The sequence below is a fragment of the Mycobacterium sp. genome, assembly GCF_044223235.1.
In the GTDB taxonomy this organism is placed as follows: Bacteria; Actinomycetota; Actinomycetes; order Mycobacteriales; family Mycobacteriaceae; genus Mycobacterium.
On record NZ_JBGAME010000019.1, the window covers coordinates 1 to 21,675 of the forward strand.

The 21,675-nt window shown below is 65.6% G+C and carries 20 protein-coding genes; 5 read left to right on the forward strand and 15 right to left on the reverse strand.

Annotated elements, in window-relative coordinates:
* Positions 1–52: 52 nt before the first annotated feature.
* The 7 genes from ADBZ6K_RS19480 to iolC all read right to left on the reverse strand — a co-directional run bounded on the left by ADBZ6K_RS19480 (position 53) and on the right by iolC (position 7,715).
* On the reverse strand, positions 53–256 hold the full coding sequence (locus ADBZ6K_RS19480) for a hypothetical protein (RefSeq protein ID WP_526349694.1): 204 nt from the start codon (positions 254–256) through the stop codon (positions 53–55).
* Between the two features lie 86 nt (positions 257–342).
* The gene (locus ADBZ6K_RS19485) at positions 343–1,833 is read right to left on the reverse strand and encodes a CoA-acylating methylmalonate-semialdehyde dehydrogenase (protein WP_526349696.1); all 1,491 of its coding nucleotides are present in this window, start codon (positions 1,831–1,833) and stop codon (positions 343–345) included.
* 70 nt (positions 1,834–1,903) lie between these two features.
* A complete protein-coding gene (locus ADBZ6K_RS19490; protein ID WP_526349698.1) occupies positions 1,904–2,929 on the reverse strand; it encodes a Gfo/Idh/MocA family protein in 1,026 nt (341 codons plus the stop codon).
* Between the two features lie 6 nt (positions 2,930–2,935).
* Positions 2,936–4,885 carry a 3D-(3,5/4)-trihydroxycyclohexane-1,2-dione acylhydrolase (decyclizing) gene (gene iolD, locus ADBZ6K_RS19495; protein ID WP_526349700.1) on the reverse strand — a complete coding sequence of 650 codons (1,950 nt, stop codon included), beginning with the start codon at positions 4,883–4,885 and terminating at the stop codon, positions 2,936–2,938.
* A 35-nt stretch (positions 4,886–4,920) separates the two neighbouring features.
* Complete coding sequence (iolB, locus tag ADBZ6K_RS19500) at positions 4,921–5,805, reverse strand: 5-deoxy-glucuronate isomerase (RefSeq protein WP_526349702.1); 885 nt, start codon at positions 5,803–5,805, stop codon at positions 4,921–4,923.
* A 1-nt stretch (position 5,806) separates the two neighbouring features.
* Complete coding sequence (locus ADBZ6K_RS19505) at positions 5,807–6,730, reverse strand: Cgl0159 family (beta/alpha)8-fold protein (RefSeq protein ID WP_526349704.1); 924 nt, start codon at positions 6,728–6,730, stop codon at positions 5,807–5,809.
* Entirely contained in the window at positions 6,723–7,715 is a 993-nt protein-coding gene (iolC, locus tag ADBZ6K_RS19510; RefSeq protein WP_526349706.1) for a 5-dehydro-2-deoxygluconokinase, read from the reverse strand. The genes ADBZ6K_RS19505 and iolC overlap by 8 nt, the downstream gene beginning before the upstream one ends.
* Positions 7,716–7,913: 198 nt before the next feature.
* On the opposite strand from iolC, the gene ADBZ6K_RS19515 reads away from it, so the two are divergent.
* From ADBZ6K_RS19515 to ADBZ6K_RS19530, 4 genes are all read left to right on the forward strand, one after another.
* Positions 7,914–8,654, forward strand: coding sequence for a GntR family transcriptional regulator (locus ADBZ6K_RS19515; RefSeq protein ID WP_526349708.1), 741 nt, complete (start codon positions 7,914–7,916; stop codon positions 8,652–8,654).
* Between the two features lie 337 nt (positions 8,655–8,991).
* On the forward strand, positions 8,992–9,996 hold the full coding sequence (locus ADBZ6K_RS19520; protein ID WP_526349710.1) for a substrate-binding domain-containing protein: 1,005 nt from the start codon (positions 8,992–8,994) through the stop codon (positions 9,994–9,996).
* A 163-nt stretch (positions 9,997–10,159) separates the two neighbouring features.
* Positions 10,160–11,218, forward strand: a complete 1,059-nt coding sequence (locus ADBZ6K_RS19525; RefSeq protein ID WP_526349712.1) for an ABC transporter permease — start codon at positions 10,160–10,162, stop codon at positions 11,216–11,218.
* Between the two features lie 9 nt (positions 11,219–11,227).
* Positions 11,228–12,046 carry an ATP-binding cassette domain-containing protein gene (locus ADBZ6K_RS19530; protein WP_526349714.1) on the forward strand — a complete coding sequence of 273 codons (819 nt, stop codon included), beginning with the start codon at positions 11,228–11,230 and terminating at the stop codon, positions 12,044–12,046.
* Positions 12,047–12,238: 192 nt separating this feature from the next.
* Here the strand turns inward: ADBZ6K_RS19530 and ADBZ6K_RS19535 are convergent, their stop codons facing one another.
* The 8 genes from ADBZ6K_RS19535 to ADBZ6K_RS19570 form a co-directional block, all read right to left on the reverse strand.
* Positions 12,239–12,784 (reverse strand): hypothetical protein, encoded by a 546-nt coding sequence (locus ADBZ6K_RS19535; RefSeq protein WP_526349716.1) that lies wholly within the window; start codon positions 12,782–12,784, stop codon positions 12,239–12,241.
* Positions 12,785–12,818: 34 nt separating this feature from the next.
* Positions 12,819–13,448, reverse strand: coding sequence for a cysteine hydrolase family protein (locus tag ADBZ6K_RS19540; protein ID WP_526349718.1), 630 nt, complete (start codon positions 13,446–13,448; stop codon positions 12,819–12,821).
* A 6-nt stretch (positions 13,449–13,454) separates the two neighbouring features.
* Positions 13,455–14,270: an enoyl-CoA hydratase/isomerase family protein gene (locus ADBZ6K_RS19545; protein WP_526349720.1), complete on the reverse strand. Its 816-nt coding sequence runs from the start codon at positions 14,268–14,270 to the stop codon at positions 13,455–13,457.
* Positions 14,271–14,285: 15 nt separating this feature from the next.
* Positions 14,286–15,125, reverse strand: a complete 840-nt coding sequence (locus ADBZ6K_RS19550; protein WP_526349722.1) for an alpha/beta hydrolase — start codon at positions 15,123–15,125, stop codon at positions 14,286–14,288.
* A 30-nt stretch (positions 15,126–15,155) separates the two neighbouring features.
* Entirely contained in the window at positions 15,156–15,980 is an 825-nt protein-coding gene (locus tag ADBZ6K_RS19555) for an alpha/beta fold hydrolase (RefSeq protein WP_526349724.1), read from the reverse strand.
* A 91-nt stretch (positions 15,981–16,071) separates the two neighbouring features.
* Entirely contained in the window at positions 16,072–18,798 is a 2,727-nt protein-coding gene (locus ADBZ6K_RS19560) for an AAA family ATPase (protein WP_526349726.1), read from the reverse strand.
* Positions 18,799–18,811: 13 nt separating this feature from the next.
* Positions 18,812–19,585 (reverse strand): TIM barrel protein, encoded by a 774-nt coding sequence (locus tag ADBZ6K_RS19565; protein ID WP_526349728.1) that lies wholly within the window; start codon positions 19,583–19,585, stop codon positions 18,812–18,814.
* Positions 19,582–20,556 carry a Gfo/Idh/MocA family oxidoreductase gene (locus tag ADBZ6K_RS19570; protein WP_526349730.1) on the reverse strand — a complete coding sequence of 325 codons (975 nt, stop codon included), beginning with the start codon at positions 20,554–20,556 and terminating at the stop codon, positions 19,582–19,584. The genes ADBZ6K_RS19565 and ADBZ6K_RS19570 overlap by 4 nt, the downstream gene beginning before the upstream one ends.
* Before the next feature lie 99 nt (positions 20,557–20,655).
* Here ADBZ6K_RS19570 and ADBZ6K_RS19575 point away from each other — a divergent pair, with 99 nt between their 5' ends.
* The gene (locus tag ADBZ6K_RS19575; protein ID WP_526349732.1) at positions 20,656–21,645 is read left to right on the forward strand and encodes a LacI family DNA-binding transcriptional regulator; all 990 of its coding nucleotides are present in this window, start codon (positions 20,656–20,658) and stop codon (positions 21,643–21,645) included.
* The last annotated feature ends 30 nt before the right edge of the window (positions 21,646–21,675 follow it).

Consider the following 21,675-nt stretch of genomic DNA (forward strand, 5'->3'; position numbering starts at 1 on the left):
AAGCTGATCGTGCGCGGCACGACCGCCCCGCCAGCCGCTTCAACACCGACTGCTACAACACCGACAGCGCCGACTCCGCGGCCAGTTTGAGCGCCTGACGCGGAGGCAGTGCCCGATAGTCGATGGACAGGACCGCCGCACTGCAAGCGACGGTGTCCTCGAACAGCGTTCCGATGACCTGGGGTGCGGCGTCGTCGAGTTCGACCCCGAAGATCATCTCCGGTGCCAGCGTCGCGGTGAGGTCATCCAGTGACATGCCTGCCCGGAACACGTGCCACGCGTCGACGACCAGGCCGGCCGCGGGCCAACGCGAGCAGCGGCTCGATCATCCAGGTTTCTCGCTCAGTTGGTGGGGAAGCCGAGGTTGATGCCGCCGTGGCTGGGGTCGAGCCAGCGGCTGGTGATGGCTTTGCCTCGGGTGAAGAAGTGCACGCCTTCGGTGCCGTGGGCGTGGCTGTCGCCGAATAGGGAGGCCTTCCAGCCGCCGAAGCTGTAGTAGGCCATGGGGACCGGGATGGGTACGTTGATGCCGACCATGCCGACTTCGACCTCGTTCTGGAAGCGCCGCGCGGCACCGCCGTCGTTGGTGAAGATCGCGGTGCCGTTGCCGTAGGGGTTGGTGTTGATCAATTCCAGTGCCTCGTCGTAGGTTTCCACGCGCACGACCGAGAGCACCGGCCCGAAGATCTCGTCGGTGTAGACGCTCATCTGCGGGGTGACGTTGTCGATGAGGGTGGGGCCCAGCCAGAATCCATCGGCTGCACCGTCGGCCTCCACGGTGCGCCCGTCGAGGACGATCTTGGCGCCGTCGGCTTCGCCGGCGTCGATGTAGGAGGCCACCTTGTCGCGGTGGGCGCGGGTGACCAGTGGGCCCATGTCGGAGTCCTTGGTGCCGTCGCCGGTTTTGATGGTGCGGGCGCGTTCGGCGATCTTGGCCACTAGGTCATCGGCGATCGGGCCGACGGCCACGCAGGCGCTGATGGCCATGCAGCGTTCTCCGGCCGAGCCGAAGCCGGCGTTGACCATTGCGTCGGCGGCCAGGTCCAGGTCGGCGTCGGGCAGGATGACCGCGTGGTTCTTGGCGCCGCCGAGGGCTTGGACCCGCTTGTCGTGCGCGGTGCCGGTTTCGTAGACGTAGCGGGCGATCGGCGTGGATCCGACGAAGCTGACCGATTTGACCGCGGGGTTGGTCAGCAGCTCATCGACGGCGGTCTTGTCGCCCTGCAGGACGTTGAACACGCCGTCGGGCAGGCCGGCTTCTTTCCACAGCCGGGCCAGCCACAGCGAGGCGGTGGGGTCCTTTTCGGAGGGTTTGAGCACCACGGTGTTGCCGGTGGCGATGGCGATGGGGAAGAACCACATCGGCACCATGGCCGGAAAGTTGAACGGGCTGATGATTCCCACCGGGCCCAGCGGTTGGCGGATGGAGTACACGTCGACCTTCGTGGAGGCGTTCTCGGTGAAGCCGCCCTTGAGTAGATGCGGTACCCCGCAGGCGAACTCGACGACCTCCTGGCCGCGCGAGACTTCACCCAGCGCGTCGGAGACAACCTTGCCGTGCTCGGCGGTGATGATCTCGGCCAGCTCACCCTTGCGGGCGTTGAGCAGCTCACGGAAGTTGAACAGGATCGCCCCGCGCTTGGCCAGCGAGGTGTCGCGCCACGCCGGGAAAGCCGCCGCCGCGGCGTCGATCACCGCCCGCGCATCGGCCACACTGGCCAGCGCCACCTCACCGGTCACCGCCCCGGTCGCCGGATTGGTCACCGGCGCGGTCGCGGTCGACGTGCCGGCGAAGACCTCGTTGTTGAGCCAATGCCGGATGGTGTTTGTCATCTTCGCTCATTCCTCTTCTGTGGGTTCAGGTTCTGGTGGGTTCAGGTTCTGTGGGTTCAGGTTCTGTAGGTCAGGGGTGTGCGGCGAGCTGCACATCGACGGGCAGTCCGGTTTCGAGCGATTCCACGCCCGCTGCGCAGACTGCCGCGGCCGCATAGCCATCCCATGCGGTGGGGCCGTCGATGTAGTTTCCGGTGGACGATCCGCCTCGCACCGCGTTGATCCAGCGTTGGATCTCGGTGTCGTAGGCCCTTTCGAACCGTTCGCGGAAGCCGGGGGTGATCCGTCCGCCCCAGGTGCCCGGTGCACTCTTGCGGATCAGTCCGACGTCCAAACCGATGATGGCGCTGCCTTTTTCGCCGACAACCTCGGTGCGCACCTCGTAGGCCACCCCGGTCGTGACGAACAGCTCCACGTCGACGTGCCGACCGGAGACGGTGCGCAGAATCGCGATCTGCGGATCCTGGACTCCTTCGGGCGCGCCGGGATTACGGATCGGCCTGACGATTTGCACCGAGGCGATCTCCTCGTCGAACAGGAACCGGGTGACGTCGACCTCATGGACCAGTGAGTCTTTGACGATCAATGAGCTGTCGAAGTACGACGGCACGGACGGGTTGCGGTGCACGCAGTGCATCACCAATGGCCGGCCAAGCCCACCCTCGTCCAGCAGCGCCTTGAGAGCCATGTACTCATCGTCGAAACGGCGCATGAAACCGACCTGGATCAGACGCTGACCGAGTTCGGCCTCGCGGCGAACGATCTCCAGCGATGTGGAAACGTCAGTGGTCAAGGGCTTTTCGCACATCACCGGCTTGCGGTGCTCGATGCATGCCAGCAGCTGTTTCTCGTGAGTGGTGCCGGGGGTGGCGAGCACTACGGCGTCGACATCTGCATCGGCGATGGCGTCCAGCGGATCGGCCACCGCCCGGCAGCCGGGGGTCGCGGCGGCCAACTCTTCCGCCTTTTCGGCAACGAAGTCGTTGACCACGCTGATCCGCGCACCGGAGATCTTCGACGTGATGCGTGCAACGTGGTCGGCACCCATCACCCCGACGCCGAGGACGGCGATTCTGAGATCTGTAGGGTCAGTCATTGCCGTTCAGCGATCCGAAGGGCGGATGAGCGGGCGCTGGACCTTCTTCCAGTCGGCGTAGCGCTGGTAGGCCTGTTGGGTCGACTCGAGTGTCGATTCCTCGCTGACCGGCACGTCCCACCACGAGTAACTGTCCGGTGCGAAGACCATCGGGTCGGTTTCTACGTGGATGACGGTGGTGCGTTCACTGGCCTTGGCGACTTTGACGGCGTCGGTGAACTCGGCGGCGGTGTTCACCCGGATCACGTCTGCGCCCAGGCTGGCGGCATTAGCGGCCAGGTCGACCGGCAGTTTGTCGCCGTCGAGGCGGCCGTCGGCGCTTCGATAGCGGTAGGCCGTGCCGAATCGCTGCGATCCCAGCGATTCCGACAGCCCACCGATCGAGGCGAACCCGTGGTTCTGCACCAGAACCGGGATCACCTTGACTCCTTCCTGGACGGCGGTGACGAGCTCGGTGGCCATCATGAGGTAGGAGCCGTCGCCGACCATGATGAACACGTCGCGATCCGGGGCGGCCATCCGCACCCCGATACCGCCGGCGATCTCGTAGCCCATGCACGAGAAGCCGTACTCGACGTGGTAGCCCTTACGATCGCGCATCCGCCACAGCTTGTGCAGGTCGCCAGGCATCGACCCCGCCGCGCACACGACCACGTCGCGGGGGTCCGAGAGTGTGTTGACCAGTCCGATCACCTGGTTCTGATTGAGCGCGACGCCGTCTTCGGTGCGGTAGGCGGCGGATACGGTCTCGTTCCACTCCGACATGAGTTCTGCTGTGTGGGCGCGGTATTCGTCGTTGACCGAGAAGTCGCCAAGCGCCGAACCCAGTGCCTCCAGGGCCTCGCGGGCGTCGGCGACGACGCTGATGCCGCCCTGCTTGACGGCGTCCAGCGTGGCCACGTTGATGTTGACGAACCGGACATCGGGATTGTTGAAGGCGGTGCGCGACGCGGATGTGAAATCGCTGTAGCGGGTGCCGATTCCGATGATGACGTCAGCTTCGGCGGCCAGCGCGTTGGCTGCGGTCGTGCCCGTCGAACCGATCGCTCCGACGGTCTGCGGGTGATCGTGGGTCAGCGAGCCCTTGCCGGCCTGGCTCTCGCCGACGGGGATACCGGTCTTCGCGGCGAACTCCGCGAGGGCCTCGTTGGCGTCGGAGTAGATGACGCCGCCGCCCGCGACGATCAGGGGTTTGGTCGCGGTACGGATCACCTCGGCAGCGCGTGCGATCACGGCACGTTCGGGCACCGGCCGCGCGACATGCCAGGTCCGTTGCGCGAAGAGCGATTCCGGCCAGTCGAATGCCTCGGCCTGAACGTCCTGCGGTAAGGACACCGTCGCTGCGCCCGTCTCGACGGGGTCGGTGAGCACCCGCATGGCGCCGAGCAGCGCGGCGGGCAGCTGCTCGGGGCGCCACACCCTGTCGAAGTAGCGCGACAGCGGCTTGAACGCGTCGTTGACGGTCACGTCGCCGGACGAGGGTAGTTCGAGTTCCTGCAGCACCGGGGAGCTGGCCCGGGTGGCGAAGGTGTCGGCGGGCAGCAGCAGGACCGGCAGGCGGTTGATGGTGGCGAGAGCGGCGCCGGTGAGCATGTTGGTCGAGCCGGGTCCGACGCTGGCGGTGACGGCCCAGGCCTGCAGCCGGTCTCGCTGCCTGGCGTAGGCAACCGCGCTGTGCACCATGGCCTGCTCGTTGCGGCCGAGCACATACGGCAGCCCGGGTGTGGTCCCGGCCCGGTGGGCGTCGACCTCATCCTGCAACAGTGCTTGGCCCAACCCGGCCACGTTGCCGTGTCCGAAGATGCCGAAGCAACCGGCGAAGAACTTGGTTCGCTCGCCGTCGCGTTCGACATACTGGTTGGCCAGGAACCTGACGGTGGCCTGGGCAACGGTCAGCCGGATCGTCGGCTCGGAGTCCGCGAGTTTCTCGGTGGACTTGGGCGCGGTGGAGACCACGGTTGTTGCTCCTATCCCGCCGGCGGAGCCGGCAATTAACTCTGGGGCGACAGGCTGCCGAGCGGCAGCCGGGGGTCGATGTCCTGGTGTTCCCAGCTGCCTCGTAGCCAGGTGTGGTTGGGGTCGTCGCAGATCAGCCAGGCCCGGGTGGGGCCGGAGCCGGCCATCACGTTGAGGTAGTACATGTGGTGTCCGGGCGCTGCGATGGACGGTCCGTGGTAGCCGTGGGGGACGAGCACCACGTCGCCGGTGCGGACCTCCTCGAGGACCTCGATGGGCCGTTCGGGGGTGCCGTAGACCCGGTGATAGCCGAAACCCGGTGTGCCGGCCGGGCTGTCGTCGATCTCGAAGTAGTAGATCTCCTCCAGCTGGGTCTCGACGTCGGTGTTCTCGTCGTGTTTGTGCGCGGGGTAGCTCGACCAGTTGCCACCCGGGGTGATCACCTCGCACGCGATGAGGGAGTCGGCCTCGAACGCGGTGGCGGTGCCGAAGTTGTGCACCTGCCGGCTGCAGTTGCCGGCCCCACGCAGTTCGACCGCGACGGCGCCGGCCGCGACCCTGCGGTTGGGGAATGAATTCGAGGCGCGCGCACCGCAGATCGCGATCCGGCCCGTCCCCGTCAGGGTGTAGCTCTGGTCGATGCCGACGTAGACCATGTCGGCGGGGCCGTCGAAAACCGAAGCACGCGGCGACAGTTCGAACGTCTCTCCGTCGCATTCGACGCGTCCCGATCCCGCTAGCGGCAGGATCATCACCTCGCTGTCGCCGGTGGTCAGTGACACCGAGCGGCCATGGGCGAGGTCGGGTCCGAGATCGACGACGTGCAACGACGACTCGGCCCAGCCGGCATCCTCGGGGCTTATGGCGACGGTAAACGGTGCTGTGGCGCTGTTGGCCGGGATGTACAGCTTGCTGTGCATGTCAGCGGACCATCGCCACGGCCGTCGCGACCGCCGAGCTCACGTCGTCGTCGGGCGGATACAGCAGGGTGCGGCCGACGATGAGGCCCCGCACCGAGGGCAGCGTCAGTGCCTTCTCCCAGCTGGCGAAGGCCTCATCCGGGTCGGCCGGGTCACCGCCGAGCAGCAGCGTGGGCAGTGTGGTCGCGTCCATCACCCGGTCCATCTCCTCGACCACCGGCAGCTTCATCCAGGTGTAGGCCGACGTCGCGCCCAGGCCCTGGCCAATGTGGATCGACTTGATCACCGCATCGGGGCTCAGGTCGTTGCGCACCTTGCCGTTGACCCGCGACGACATGAACGGCTCCACCATCGCGATCAGGCCTTCGGCTGCGAGCTCATCGATGGCCTTGGCGCACGCGGTCAGGGTCGCGACGGTGCCATGATCGTCGAGGTCGATGCGGCACAGCATCTTTCCGCCGTTCATCTTCGCCGCCGCGGTGGACGCGGCGGTGGCTCCGGTCATCCGGTCGTCGAGCTCGAAGGTAGCGCCGGCGAGCCCGCCACGGTTGAACGAGGAGAACACCACCTTGTCCTCGAGCGCGCCGAGCAGCAGCAGGTCATCGAGGATGTCCGAAGTGGCCAGAACACCGTCGACCCCCGGGTCGGCCAACGCCGCGCGCAGCCGGTCGAGCAGGTCGGTCCTGCTGTTCATCGCGGTGGGCTTGGTGCCGACCGCCAGGGCCCCGCGGGCCGGGTGATCGGCGGCGACGATCATCAGCCTGCCGTCGCCTCGCGTCGTCGGCCGGGTGGTGCGGTTCTCCCAGGCCCGCGCCACCGCACCCGGATCGGCGGTGCGCAGGTCGGTGACCCCGGCGTAGCTGGAGCAGATGGGCGCGACACCAGACTTGGTATCAGACGTGAGATCAGACGTGAGATCAGACATTGACGGCCTCCGAAGCGGTCTGGTCGGCGAGTGCGGCAACCTCGTCGGCGGTGGGCATCGCGGTCGAGCATTCCAGGCGGGACGCGACGATAGCGCCTGCCGCGTTGGCGTAGCGCAGGATCTTCTCCAGCGGCCAGTCGCGCAGCAGGCCGTGGATCAGGCTGCCGCCGAACGAATCCCCTGCTCCCAGGCCGTTGACGACATCGACCTCGTTGGGTGGCACGGTCACCGAGCTGTGTTTGGTCTTTCCGAGCACCCCGCGCGGCCCCTGCTTGACGATGGCCAGTTGAACCCCGAGGTCGAGCAGCGCGTCGGCGGCCTTGTGCGGGTTGGTCTCGCCCACCGCGATCTCGCATTCCTCACGGTTGCCGACCGCGACAGTGACGTACTGCAGGGCCCGCTGAACCTGCTCGGTCGCCGCCGCCGGAGACGCCCAGAACATCGGACGGTAGTCGAGGTCCAGGACCGTCAGCGGAGCGCGTTCGCGCGCCTCCCAAGCGGTGAAATGTGCGCTACGGCTTGGCTCCTCGGACAAACCGGTGACAGTCGACCAGTACAGGCGGGCGTTGCGCACCGCCGCGGTGTCGATCTCGTCGGGCCGGATCTGCAGGTCGGGGGCCGACGGCTTCCGATAGAAGTAGAGCGGGAAATCGTCGGGCGGGAAGATCTCGCAGAAGGTCACCGGCGTCGGGTACTGGCCGTGCACGCTGACATAGCGGTTGTCGACGCCAAGGCCGGTCAGCTGAGCGCGCACGAACCGGCCGAAGGGGTCGTCGCCGACGCCGGAGATCAATGCCGCGCGGTTGCCCAGCCGCGCCGCCGCGACGGCCACATTGGCTGCGCTGCCACCGAGGAACTTGCCGAACGATTCGACGTATTCGAGGCCGACGCCGACCTGGAGCGGGTAGATATCGACCCCGCTGCGGCCGATGGCGAGCACGTCGAAGGCTTGGCTGGGCTGCGCGTGGGGATCTGAGGCGGTCACTGGCGACTCCCGGTTACGAGTTGCGTGGTCTGTTGGCTGAGTTGGCGTCGAGTGCGCCTGGGTGCTGATGTCGACTGTGCGCCCCGTCACCCGACTCTGTCAAGAGTTTGTTCGGACATTCTTACTTTCAGTCATAGCGCGGTAGGCTGGGTCACACTTGCCAGCGAACTCGACGGGCTGAGGCGACCGACAGGAGACATGGTGACCACGATGCTGTCCATCGAACTGGACCGTTCGAGCCCGGTGCCCTTGTACTTCCAGGTTTCGCAGGCATTCGAAAAGGCCATTCTGGACGGTGAACTCAAGCCGGGCGACCGGTTCGAGAACGAGCTTGCACTGGCTGACCGGCTAAATCTGTCTCGGCCGACGACCCGTCGGGCTATCCAGGAGCTTGTCGACAAAGGGCTGCTGGTGCGCAAGCGCGGGGTGGGCACCCAGGTGGTTCAGGCCCCCGTGCATCGGCCGGTCGAGCTCACCAGTCTGTTCGACGACCTCGCGCGTGCGGGGCAGGAACCGGCCACCACGGTGTTGGACTACTCAGTCGGCCGAGTGACCGACGAGATCGCTCACCACCTGAACCTGCCCGCCGATGCCGAAGTCGTGACGATGCGGCGATTGCGCACTTCGGGCGGTCAGCCCCTGGCGTTGATGACCAACTATCTACCGCAGAGCCTGGCACCCGACCCCGAGGAACTCGAGCGGACCGGTCTTTATCAGTCGCTGCGCGCCAAGGGCGTGCACATCCGGCTGGCCAGGCAGCGCATCGGCGCCAAGGCCGCCGACCGCGACGAGGCGCGACTGCTCGACGAGAAGCCCAAGGCTCCGCTGCTGGTCATGTCCCGTACGGCGTTTGACGACTCCGGGCGGGTCGTCGAGTACGGAAGTCACGTCTATCGGGCCTCCCGGTACTACTTCGACACCACGCTCGTCGACCGCTAGGTCCGTCGGCGCCCTTCTGGCGGCAGGTAAAAGTCAGAATGTCAGAACAAAGTATTGACAAGCTTGTGTGAGCCGGATTACGTTTCGTTTCGTCCACGCTCCGCCGTCACAGTGGACGGATAGCCAATACGGGCACGACAGGACGACTCGTGATCACTACGCCGCCAGCTCAGTCCCCTCTCGGATGGTCGGTCGATCGTTGTGACTCGGATTTGACCTGCAGTCCTAATGTCAGAACAAAGTATTGACTTCCGCGTGTGATGCGTATTACATCGAGACGGAACAACCACGACCGACCACAGCGGCCGCGTCGCCTTCATCGACAGAGGGAGAGTTCATGAAGTTGCAAGGAGGCCCGCAGCGCCGCTGGGCCAAGATCGCCGGAGTGGCCGCCGCAGTGACCTTGGTCGCCGCTTGTTCCAGCACCGGAGGTAAGCCGGAGAGCAGCGGTTCGGGAGGCGAGGGTGGCGGCAGCGTCGACACTCCGCGCATGACGATCGCGATGATCACCCACGAGGTACCGGGCGACTCGTTCTGGGACCTCATCCGTAAGGGTGCAGAGACGGCCGCCAAGAAGGACAACATCGAACTTCGCTACTCGAATGATCCTGAGGCTCCCAATCAGGCCAACCTGGTGCAGACCGCCGTCGACAGTGGGGTCAAGGGCATTGCGGTCACGCTGGCCAAGCCGGATGCGATGAAGGCCGCGGTCGAGAACGCCAACTCCAAGGGCATCCCCGTGGTCGCCTTCAACTCAGGTTCTGACGCCTGGCAGGCGATGGGCGTGAAGGAATACTTCGGTCAGGACGAGTACATCGCCGGCCAGGAGGCCGGCAAACGACTCGCTGCCGACGGTGCGAAGAAGGCCATCTGCGTGATCCAGGAGCAGGGCCACGTCGGACTGGAGGCCCGCTGCGCGGGTGTGAAGAACACCTTCCCGGCCGTCGAGAACCTGAACGTCAACGGTAAGGACATGCCGTCCGTCGAGTCGACGATCACCGCCAAGCTGCAACAGGATCCCAGCATCGACACCGTGCTGACGCTGGGCGCGCCGTTCGCGTTGACCGCCGTGCAGTCGGCGAAGAACGCCAACAGCTCGGCCAAGGTCGCCACCTTCGACACCAACGCCGCGCTCGTCGACGCTATCAAGAACGGCGACGTCGAGTGGGCGGTCGATCAGCAGCCATTCCTGCAGGGCTACCTTGCCGTCGACTCGCTGTGGCTCTACCTGACCAACGGCAACGTGATCGGCGGCAACCAGGCGACGCTGACCGGCCCGTCGTTCATCGACAAGTCGAACATCGACGCGGTCGCCGAATACGCCAAGAACGGAACGCGCTGATGAGCGCCTGCGCGAAGAAGGGACAAGCACTGATGAGCGCCTGCGCGAAGAAGGGACAAGCACCGATGAGCGCCTGCGCGAAGAAGGGACAAGCGCTGATGAGCGCCTGCGCGAAGAAGGGACAAGCACCGATGAGCGCCTGCGCGAAGAGGAGACAAACGCGATGACAACTCAAGCAGACCTTGATCTCGGTACCCACAAGGTCGTCCACGACGAGCGGGTCAAGGAGCAGAACCGGCTGCAGCGCTTGCTGATCCGCCCGGAAATGGGCGCACTGGTCGGTGCGGTCGGTATCTTCATCTTCTTCGCGATCGTCGCCCCGCCGTTCCGCAGCCCAGAAGCGCTGGCGACTGTGCTCTACGCCAGCTCGACCATCGGCATCATGGCGGTCGGTGTCGGCCTGCTGATGATCGGCGGAGAATTCGACCTGTCCTCAGGTGTGGCGGTGACGACGAGTTCGCTTGCGGCGTCGATGCTGGCCTACAACCTGCATCTGAACCTGTGGATTGGCGCGGCCCTGGCGCTGGTGGTGTCGCTGGCGATCGGATTCTTCAACGGCTACATGGTGATGCGGACGAAGATCCCGTCGTTCCTGATCACCCTTGGCACTTTCCTGATGCTCACCGGCATCAACCTGGCGGTCACCAAGCTGATCACCGGCCAGGTCGCCACCCCCAGCGTCTCGGATATGGCCGGCTTCGATTCCGGTAAGGCGGTGTTCTCGTCGTCGATCACGATCGGCAGCGTGTCCGTCCGGGTCACGGTCCTGTGGTGGATCCTGTTCACCGTCATCGCCACCTTCGTCCTGTTCAAGACCCGCATCGGCAACTGGATCTTCGCCGTGGGCGGCAATCAGGACAGCGCCCGCGCCGTCGGCGTCCCGGTTATCAAGGTGAAGGTCGGCCTGTTCATGCTGGTCGGGTTCTGCGCCTGGTTCGTGGGTATGCATCTGCTGTTCGCGTTCAACACGATTCAGTCCGGACAGGGCATCGGCAACGAGTTCCTTTACATCATCGCCGCGGTCATCGGCGGCTGCCTGCTCACCGGTGGTTACGGCACCGCGGTAGGCACCCTCATCGGTGCCTTCATCTTCGGTATGACCAACCAGGGCATCGTGTACGCGGGTTGGAACCCCGACTGGTTCAAGTTCTTCCTCGGCGCGATGCTGCTGTTCGCGGTGATCGCCAACAACGCCTTCCGCAATTACGCGGCGAAGCGATAGGAGACGACATTGAGTACTACTGCTGAAGCTCCGATCGCCGAGACGCCGGCGGGTGGCGAGACGCCCCTGGTCGAACTCAGGCACGTCGGCAAGAGCTACGGAAACATCATCGCGCTCAAGGACATCAACCTCCGGGTCGGTGCCGGCGAGGTCACGGGTGTGCTCGGCGACAACGGCGCGGGCAAGTCCACGTTGATCAAGATCATCGCGGGCCTGCACAAGCCGACCGAGGGTGAACTGCTCATCGACGGCAAGCCGACCGAGTTCAACTCACCCAAGGACTCGCTCAACGCCGGCATCGCCACCGTCTACCAGGATCTCGCCGTGGTGTCGCTGATGCCGGTGTGGCGCAACTTCTTCCTCGGCAACGAGCTGAACAAGAGCGGCATCCTGAAGTCGTTGGATGTCAACGGGATGCGCTCGACGACGATCAGTGAGCTGCACAAGATGGGCATCGACCTACCTGATGTCGACGCGCCGATCGGCTCGTTGTCGGGTGGTCAGCGTCAGTGTGTGGCGATCGCGCGGGCCATCTTTTTCGGCGCCAGGGTGCTGATCCTCGACGAGCCAACGGCGGCCCTTGGTGTGAAGCAGTCCGGCATGGTGCTGCGCTACATCACCGCGGCCAAGGAGCAGGGTTTCGGGGTCATCTTCATCACCCACAACCCGCACCACGCACACATGGTGGGTGACCACTTCGTGTTGCTCAACCGCGGCAGGCAGAAGCTGGACTGCACCTACGACGAGATCACGCTGGAGCACCTGACCCAGGAGATGGCCGGTGGCAACGAACTCGAGGCACTGACCCACGAGTTGGGGCGTCGCTAGCCGACCGTTCCCCACTTCGCGAGTGTGCGTGTCCTCGCCCGCTCGCCAGGACCACAGAACCCCGTCGGCCGGACAGGTCGGCGGGGTTCTGTTAGTCCGCTATTCCGCGTGCCGGATCTTCGTCGGTCCATCACCGTCGAACCAGCATGAGTGAAAGCCGAGAAGCGGTAGGCATTCACCATCTGTGCAACGTCATTGCCCGCCTTCGCCGGCTGGGGCGAGCGTCTTGCGTTCGATGCTCTTGGCGAATAGGGGTGTCTCCACGGTGTTATGCCGGGTGATCGATGCTTGGCTTTCGGCGGCGGCCTGGTCGGCTGGTATGCCGTGTTCGTCGAGGAACGACAGATACTCGTCGGTCGGCAGGATCACGACCCGATTGGTCAGCAGGCATTGGTTCGTTCCGGTGGCGGTGAGGGTGAGCTCCCAGGTGACGTGAAGGGTGGTGCGGCCGGCCGGCGTGAAGGAATCCGACAGCGACACCAATCGGCAATGTGACGCGCCGACAATTTCGCCGACGTAGTGCTGGACGGCCAGTGCTGTTCCTACCTGTTCCACGTTGATCGACATCGGTCGGCCGTCATCGGTTGTGGTGGCACCGGCGGCGATGTGCTCGCCTGGCGCACAACGCCGGTACTCGGCGTCGCCGAGGGTGAACAGCCAGTCCTCAAGGTCGACCGCCTCGATGGGGGCGTCGATGACAGCCGTCGCGGTGGAGTCTGCGAGAACCCTCGATGCCATGATGGCCTCCTCATTATGTGTGTGATTCATCGGATTAGTGCGCCAGGATGTCGACGAGCTCGGTGGTGGTGACAATCGCGTGGGCGTATGTCGGTCCGTTGAGTTCGTGCGCGGCTCGCATTGCTTCCACGCTGAATGCCGCGGTCGCGTCGCGAACCAAGGTGACGTGGTAGCCCAGTTCCATCGCGAAACGTCCGGTGGATTCCACGCAGGTGTTCGCGACGACGCCAACCAGGACGACGTGAGTGATGCCCCGTTGGGTGAGTTGGGCGTTCAGATCGGTGTTGGCGAAGCCGCTCTGCGCCCAGTGTTCGGTCACCACCACCTCACCCGGACGCGGCCGGAAGTCGGGATGAAACTCTCCACCCCATGTGCCGCGGGCGAAGATCTGTTGTTGATCCACGCCAACCTGATTGGGATTCGGATGGTCCCAGCCGACGTAGTTCGTTTCCTCCCAACGCCGGTGTGGCACGAAAACCACTGGCACACCAGCGTTTCGTGCGACGGCGATCGCCGTGCGCAAATTGTCCAGCAAACCCGCCGCGGTGGCTACGGGCTGCAGGAGGGGCCAGAGCTTGCCGCCGTCGGAAAGGAAGTCGTTGTAGGGATCCACCAACAGCACAGCAGTCCTGCTGAGGTCGTAGGTACTTGTCGCTTCAGCCATCGACGTTCACTTCGCCAGTTGGTCAGCGAGATTGAGCTCGAAATCGCCGTGCTGTTGCAAGCCGCTGGAGAGGAAACCACCGACCCGCTGTTGTACGTGCGGCTGCGCCAGCAGATCGAAGAAGGCCTGCTGAGTCGGCGCAAACCAGGAGACCTCCGGGAGCCCGCCGTGTTCGTTGAGGGTGCGTTTGGCCAGCGCGATCGCCGCCCGATCAAATGTTGCGACCCGGCGCGCCCAGTTGTCGACGAATGCCTCGAACTCGTCATCGGCGATGGCGCGGTTGATCCAGCCGTAACGCTCAGCGGTATCGGCGTCAAAGTCGCAGGCGCCCAGGATGATTTCCAGTGCCCGGGCACGTCCGGTACTCAGAGACAGCCGCTCCAGGCCGCCGCCGCCCGGCGGAAATCCGAATCCGATCTCCGGCTGACACAGGATGGCTTTCTCGCGGCTGGCGAACCTGATGTCGGTGGCCAACGCAAACTCACTGCCGACGCCGCGGGCGCGCCCGCGAATCGCCGACACGGTGACGAACGGTGCCCGCTCCAGTCGGATCGCCAGATCCGGCCATACCGGCAGTCCGGTCGTTGCCTGCGGAGTCAGATCGAATTGATCAGCTTTCACCAGATCGACGTGGGCGATGAAGTAGTCGGGATTGGCCGAATCGAAGACGACGACTCGGGTTTCGTTGTCGCCTTCCAGGACGGTCATCAACTGATGCAGTTCGGCCACCAACTCGGGGTCGAATAGATTCAGCGGCGGATTGTCGATCGTGGCCCGGTAGTAGCCGGGCGTCGGTCGGTGTATGTGGAGGATCTCAGGCACGACGGGCTCCGTTCGCTAGGCGGTGTGTAGGCCGCGTGGCTTGGTGTCGGCGTAGGCCAGTGCCCAGTCCAGGGCGTGGTCGGCGACCATCTCCCAGCCCGGTGCGGCGCACGTCCAGTGGTCGCGTCCGGGGAACTCGTGGTACTCGGTGACAGCCGGCGATTTGTCGTAGTGCTTGGCATTGGACTTGTTGACCGACGGCGGCATGATGTGGTCCTTCTCGCCACCGATGAACAGCAGCGGCGCCCGGTCTGCTGAGTAATCCACCCAGGTCTCCTGATGTCCCGGTTTGAAGTTCGCGATGAGGCCGTAGGCCCATACCCAGTTGCCCGGTGCGGGAATGGCGTAGCGTTCCCATGCCTGGTCGGATTCTTCACGGCTGAGTGTGTTGGTGAAGGCGTAGTGGAACTCCTCCTGCGTGAACCCGACCGCCCTGTGAAGGTTCGCGGGATTCTTCAGGGCGGGGAACAACGACCTCACCTGTGACAGCGGATTGACTCGCACACCCTCGGTCGGGGCGGAATCGATCACCACGGCGGCGGCCCCGAGTCCACGGGCAAGCAGCAGCTGGGTCAACGTCCCGCCGAAGGAGTGGCCCATGATGATTGGAGGCACGTCGACAGATTCGACAACGGCGGCAAGGTGGTCCACCGTCTCCGGCACGGTCAGCGTGGCGATGACCTCAGGATTCTTGCGGAGCTCCTCCACCTCGATCTCGAAACCGGGATAGGCGGGGGTGAGCACCCGGTAACCCTTGGCTTCATAGTGCGCCTTCCAGCCTTCCCAGCTGCGGGGTGTCATCCACAGCCCGTGTACGAGAACGATGGTGTCGCAGGGTGTTTGTGGTGTTGTCACAGTTGTCTCTCTTTCGTGGTCGGGCGACGGTCAGGAGTCGATGAACTCGAGTAGGTCGGCGTGCAGACGTTCACGGTCGGTATCGGGTATGCCATGCCCGGAGCCTTCGTAGACCTTGAGTGCCGAGCCGTCGATCAGCTGCGCGGAGCGCTTTCCGCCCACTTCGAACGGGACGATCTGGTCGTCGTCACCATGGATGATCAACGTGGGCACATCGATCTTGTCGAGGTCTGGACCAAAGTCGGTTGCCGAGATGGCGGCAATGCTGTCGTAGGCCGCGCGCAGGCCGCATGCCATGCTCTGCAGCCAGAATGCGTCGCGCACACCCTGGGAGACGTCTTGGCGGCGATTGTGACCGAAAAACGGCCCGTCGGCGAGGTTCCGGTACTGCTGGGAGCGGTCGGCGAGTTCGCCTGCCCGGATTCCGTCGAACACCGAAATCGACAGTCGGTCGGGATTGTCGTCGGTCTGCAACATCATCAGGGGCACCGCCGAGACCAGCACCAGCTTGGCGACCTTGCTGCTGCCGTATCGACCCACGTAGTGGACGATCTCGCCGCCTCCGGTGGAATGCCCGACGAGCGTGAGGTCAAACAGATCCAAGCTGTCGATGAGGGTGGCCAGATCGTCGGCGTAGGTGTCCATCTCGTTGCCGTGCCAGGTCTGACTGGATCGACCGTGTCCACGCCGGTCGTGGGCGATCGCGCGGTGACCGTGGTGCGCGAGAAACAGCGCGGCGGCCTCCCAAGCGTCGGCGTTGAGCGGCCACCCGTGGCTCAGCAGCACGGGGCTGCCGCCAGTGCCCCAGTCCTTGTAGAAGATCTGGGCACCGTCCTCGGCGATGATGTAAGGCATCGGCCGCTCCTTGGCGTCGTGGGGTGACCGATCAAGTGTGCGTTGCGCGGTGGGGTCAAAGGCCTACGTGATGCTCGTAGTCACGACTGCGTCAGTCGTTGAATCGTTCCCTGAGTTGGCGGCGCGAGGAGATTCCCAGCTTTTGAAAGACCTTGCGCAGGTGGTAATCCACGGTGTGGGCGCTGATGAAAAGCGACTCGGCGATCTCGGCGTTGGTGGCACCGCCGGCAGCCATCTTGGCGACGGTGGCCTCCCGCTCGGCGAGTTCGACACCGGCCACCTTCTGCCGCTGCTCGACGCGTTCGCCGGTGGCGCCCAGCTCGGTCCGGGCGCGATTCGCGAAGGCGGGGGCTTTCATCCGCTCGAAGGTCGTCAGGGCTGACCGTAGGTGCTCGCGCGACTCTCGGCGGCGTTTCGCTCGCCGCAGCCACTCCCCGTACAACAGGTGTGCTCGGCCTGAATCAATCGGCACCACAGCAGGATCGAGAAGCTCGATGGCCCGCCGGTAGTGGCTTTCGGCCTGCTCGTCGTCCGCGGAGACCAGTGCCTGGCAGCGGTGGTCGAGACCCCGCAGCCACGGCGTCGGGCTCGCTTCTGCCATGGATTGCAGGATGTGGGCGGTGTGGACCGCCTCGGCGGGGTGGTCACTGCGGATCGCAGCCTCGACGAACGGGGCGAGGCTCAGAAACGTGGGGTGCAGAAACGGCGTATCCAGCAGAGACCTCAGCCGGTCGAACGCCGACTGGTAGTCGCCGTTGGCCAGGTCGACATTGGCCAATGCCGCCTCCGCCGAGGTGTATATGCCACCGAGACCCATTGATTTGGTGTGGTCGCGGAGGGCCTCGACGTGCTGCTTCGGCGTACCAGTCCAGGCCAGATAGGCCGGGTTCACGACGTTCTTGGAGTAGCCGTTAGCGCGCCGCAGCTCGCGGATCTGGTCGATGTTCAGTGCCGCGGCGACCAGGTCGCCACGTTCCGTTTCGACCAGGGCACGCGCCCACAGCGTTGCGCCCAGAACCCGCAGTGCTGCGTTGCCCCGGGCGATGGTCACCAGCCGTGACAGGTACTGCATGCTGGCAGGCATATCGAACAAGGCGATCGTGAGCGCGATTCCGTTGAAGCCGAACTCCGGCAGAGTCGCGTCATCCAGGGCGAGCAGCACATCGACCGCCCTGCGCATCACCGGTACTGCCTCGGCGTACGGCAGCGACGCGAGGGCGGACAACCCTGCCAGCACCGAGGCGAACGGTTCGTTGCCGTTTCGCGCGGCGCCGCTCAGGTGACGCCCCAACTCGTCCAATGTCGTGCCCTGCATTTCGCGTTCGGCCACCAACGTCATCTCGAAGGCTTGCAACAGGGCCTTCTGTTGGCGGTCGGGTTCGTCGCGCAAGAGCTCTGAGGCACGAAGCAGCTCGGTGGTCTGATCGGCGACCGACCGGTCGGCCATGAGGGAAGCGACCGTTGCTTTGGTGGTGAGGATCCTGCCGCGCTGCGGGGCGTCCACCCTGGTGGCGTCGATCCGGTCGAGCAGGTCGACCGACAGCTGCGCCGCGCCGGCGGCAACCGCGATCTCTGCGGCGCTGATCAATCGGTCGTTGCGCTGTGGTCCTGGCGGCGTCAAGGCGGCGGCGCTGGCGAGCAGACGGGCTTGCGAAACCTGCCCGCCGCGACGGGACGCGCGTAGAGCCGCCGCCGCAAGTTGATCGGCGACGGCGATGTCGGAACCCACCGTCGCCTCCGCGGCGTGCCACGCCGCGTGTTCGACCAAACCCAGAGCGGCTGCCTCGGCGGCCAGCGCTCGGTGGACCGTGCGCCGTTGACCTGCTGCGGCAGCACCGTACACAGCGGAGCGCACCAGCGGATGACGAAACGTCACCACATCTGAGACAGTGACGAGGCCCCGCCGGATCGCACCGTCGGCGCCATCCGGTGTCACGCCCAGCCGGACCGCAGCTCCGTCGATGAGTTCCCTGTGGCCGGCGGATTGGACCGCGGCGACCAACAGCCACTGCTGTTCGCACGGCGCCATCTCACGGACCTGACGTAGATAGTGCTCCTCCAACTGACGTCCGATCGGCACCGGATTCGTCGACAAAGCCAGATCTGTGAGCCGCCTGACGTCGAGATCGCGGGCGAGATCGATCAGGGCCAGTGGATTCCCACCAGTCGCGGCCGCCATCCGGCTTGCCACGTACGGATCCGTGTCCCCGGCAAGCACCGCCTGCAACAGCTGCACTGAGGACGCCTCGTCGAGCCCTTCGAGGTGCATCGATCCGATGCCGGCCAACGCCACGCCAATGTCGTCGGCACCCCGCGTGGCGAATAGCAGCACCACCGACTCGGCCGTCAGCCGGCGCGCCACGAATCCCAGCACCGCCAAGGACTCGACATCCAGCCATTGCGCGTCATCGCACAGACAGACCAGCGGAGCACATGAAGCCGCAGCGTCGAACAACGCCAACGTCGCCAGGCCGACCATGAACGGATCCGGGGCCGGCCCGTCCTCGATACCCCATGCGACGTACAACGCTTGACGATGACGCAGTGACAAGCTGTCCATCTCGTTGCGTAACGCAACTCCAAGTCGATGGAGCCCGGCGAAGGGAATTCCGGACTCGGCCTCGAACCCATCCGATCGAATGACAGTAACGTCGGCAAGCGCGGCGGTGGCCTTCTCCAACAGGGCGGTCTTGCCGATTCCGGGGTCACCATGCACCACCAGCGCAGCACTCAGTCCATTCCGTGCGCCGCTGATCAACGACTTGATCTTTGCGAGTTCGTCGGGCCGCCCGAACAGCTCGTCAGCGCCCGCAGCCACGTCGCGAACGGTATCAGACCGTGAACGCCATCCGGAACGCCTCCAGGGCCATGACGCTGTCCCCGGCGGCGTAAGCCTCCATGCCGACGGTTCCGGCATATCCGCTGTCCCGCAACGCCTTCGCAACGGCGGGGTAGTGGATCTCGCCGGTGCCGGGTTCGCAGCGGCCGGGCACGTCGGCCACCTGGATCTCCCCGATGGCCGAGCCGGCGCGGCGCACCAGTTCGACGAGGTTGCCCTCGCCGATCTGTGCGTGGTACAGGTCCAGCATCATTTTGACATTCGGATGACCCACGGATTCGACAAGGGCCAGCGTGTCCTTGGCTCGGGCGAGCGGGACCCCGGGATGATCGACGATGGTGTTCAGATTTTCCAGGCAGAATGTGACACCGGCAGCGGCACCGAGATCGCCGAGCGCCGCCAGGCCGCGCTGCGCCGAGAACCACATCTCGCCGGTCGCCCGATACCGCGGTCGAGCGGCCAGCCCGTCGACGAGTTCCCCGGGATGCACCACCAGACGCGGAACACCCAGGATCGCTGCGGCTTTCACCGCCTGTTCGGCGGTCCTCACCACCTCGCGTGCGCCGTCGGGATCATAGAGGTCCCCGTGCAGGTATCCGGTCATCGAGGAGAAGCGTGCGCCGGTCGCGGCCAGCGCGTCGAGATCCTTATCGTGGAAGCTCCAGATCTCGACGTCGAACCCGAGTTCGTCGATGCGGCGGGCACGTTCGACGATGTCGAGGTCGGTGAACACCATCTCCGAACACACCGCAAGAGTGAACGTCATGACCGCACCGCCCCGGCCAGTGCCACCGGTGCACCGGTGCGTACGGATTCAGCTGCGGCGAGCGCGATTTCGAGTGCGACCCGGGCGTCGTGACCAGACACCGACGGGACGGCGCCTGCGCGTACGCAGGCGGCGAAGTGTGCGAACTGGGCGACGTACGCGTCGGCGAAGAGCTCCGTGTTCAGCCTGCCGGCGTGCTCGGGATCGCGGCCCGCCAGCAGGACGCCGGCCGATCCGAAGACCTCGCCGCGCACGTCGTAGCCATACACCGCCTGGAAGCTGGCCTCGGCGACCGCGAACGCGCCGTTGTCGAACCGCAGCTGAACCACCGCGGTGTCCAAATACCCTGCTTCGGCGAACTGCGGATGGATCAACGCTGCGGCCTGCGCGTACACCTCCGTGACACGTGCTCCGGGGTTCAGCCAGCACAGGGTGTCGAAGTCGTGGATCAGCGTCTCGTTGAAGATCGTCCACGGCTTGACGCGGGCGGCGACTTTCGCAGGGATACCCGGGTCGCGGGTGAGCGATCGCAGAATCTGCGGGGTGCCGATCGACCCGGCGACGATGGCGTCGTGCATCTCGGCGAAATCGGCCGCGAAGCGCCGGTTGAATCCGACCTGCAGCGCCACGCCGGCGCGTTCGGCGGCCGCGATCGCGCGGTCGGCGTCATCGAGCGTCAGCGCCATCGGCTTCTCGCAGAAGACGTGCTTACCCGCCCGGGCGGCGGCGACCACGAGGTCCGTATGCGTGGCCGCGGGTGAGCTGATCGCGACGGCCTGCACATCGGGGTCGGCGATGAGATCGAGGGGGTCGGCGTAGGCCCGTGGCGCGCCGATTGACTGCGCGGCTTCGATATTCGGGTCCGCGACCGCGGCCAGTGCCGTTCCCGGCACCCGGCTTGCGAGTGACTCGGCGTGAAAACGACCGATCCACCCGGTGCCGATGAGGCCGACGCGAAGCTGCTCTGACATGGGGCTCCTTGACCAACTAGAACGTTCTAGACAGACAAAAGTTAGACGACGCCGAGGGTGTGCGTCAAGAGTTTTCCTAGAACGATCTAGACTGTCGGCGTGCGGGACAGACCAACGCTGCAGGATGTGGCCGACCGGGCCGGCGTTTCGCGTGCGCTGGTGTCCATCGTCATGCGCGACGCTCCCGGCGCCAGCGAGGCCACCCGTGAACGGGTCCGTCGCGCTGCCGACGAACTCGGCTACCGGCCGGACCCGCGGGCGCGGCTGTTGCGCGCGCAGCGCACCCGGCTGTTCGGCGTCGTCTTCACCGCGGGCCAGGAGTTTCACGCCGGACTCGTCGACGGTGTGTACCGCGCAGCCGAGGCGGCCGGCTACGACGTCCTGCTCAGCTGCGTCACTCCGCACCACGACGAACGACGCGCCATCCGCACGCTGGTCGACGACCGCTGCGAGGCCGTGCTCTTGATCGGCTCCGAGCTTCCGGTGCGCGAACTGTCAGCACTCGACGCCCGGTTGCCGGTCGTCGTCGTCGCGCGCAAGATCCGTGGAATCGACGCGGTTCGCAGCGATGACGCGCATGGTTCGGCGTTGGCGGTGCGACACTTGGCGGCGCTCGGCCACCGCGGCATCACACACCTCGACGGCCGGCGAGCGGCGGGGGCAGCGGAGCGGCGCAACGGTTTTCGCAAAGCCGCGGCGGCATCGGGGGTCGTCGCGACCGTGGTCGACGGCGGGCTCACGGAACGTGAGGGTGCCGCCGCCGCGCAGCGGCTTCTTCATGCCGAGTTGCCCACCGCCGTCTTCGCGTTCAACGATCGCTGCGCGCTTGGTCTTATCGACGTGTTCCTGCGCGCCGGTGTGCGAGTGCCGGGGGAGGTGTCGGTGGTCGGGTTCGACGACAGTCCACTGGCGGGCCTCGCGCACGTCGACCTCACCACGGTGGGTCAGGACAGCTCCCGACTGGCGGAGCTGGCGGTGGCCCGCGGCGTCATCCGCGTCGAGGGCACCGACGACGAACACAGACCCGCCGATACAGTCGTCGAGCCGCACCTGGTGGTTCGCGGCTCTGCCGCCGCGCCGAGGCCCTGATCGCGCACGCTCGCGGGAGGTGGGGGAGGA

Coding starts and splice junctions, on each gene's coding strand:
- ADBZ6K_RS19565 (WP_526349728.1), bottom strand. CDS start 19,585: ATGACGTTCACTCTTGCGGTGTGTTCGGAGATGGTGTTCACCGACCTC.
- ADBZ6K_RS19485 (WP_526349696.1), bottom strand. CDS start 1,833: ATGACAAACACCATCCGGCATTGGCTCAACAACGAGGTCTTCGCCGGC.
- ADBZ6K_RS19515 (WP_526349708.1), top strand. CDS start 7,914: ATGGTGACCACGATGCTGTCCATCGAACTGGACCGTTCGAGCCCGGTG.
- ADBZ6K_RS19555 (WP_526349724.1), bottom strand. CDS start 15,980: ATGCCTTACATCATCGCCGAGGACGGTGCCCAGATCTTCTACAAGGAC.
- ADBZ6K_RS19535 (WP_526349716.1), bottom strand. CDS start 12,784: ATGGCATCGAGGGTTCTCGCAGACTCCACCGCGACGGCTGTCATCGAC.
- ADBZ6K_RS19570 (WP_526349730.1), bottom strand. CDS start 20,556: ATGTCAGAGCAGCTTCGCGTCGGCCTCATCGGCACCGGGTGGATCGGT.
- ADBZ6K_RS19490 (WP_526349698.1), bottom strand. CDS start 2,929: ATGACTGACCCTACAGATCTCAGAATCGCCGTCCTCGGCGTCGGGGTG.
- ADBZ6K_RS19540 (WP_526349718.1), bottom strand. CDS start 13,448: ATGGCTGAAGCGACAAGTACCTACGACCTCAGCAGGACTGCTGTGCTG.
- ADBZ6K_RS19525 (WP_526349712.1), top strand. CDS start 10,160: ATGACAACTCAAGCAGACCTTGATCTCGGTACCCACAAGGTCGTCCAC.
- ADBZ6K_RS19480 (WP_526349694.1), bottom strand. CDS start 256: ATGTCACTGGATGACCTCACCGCGACGCTGGCACCGGAGATGATCTTC.
- ADBZ6K_RS19520 (WP_526349710.1), top strand. CDS start 8,992: ATGAAGTTGCAAGGAGGCCCGCAGCGCCGCTGGGCCAAGATCGCCGGA.
- ADBZ6K_RS19505 (WP_526349704.1), bottom strand. CDS start 6,730: ATGTCTGATCTCACGTCTGATCTCACGTCTGATACCAAGTCTGGTGTC.
- iolB (WP_526349702.1), bottom strand. CDS start 5,805: ATGCACAGCAAGCTGTACATCCCGGCCAACAGCGCCACAGCACCGTTT.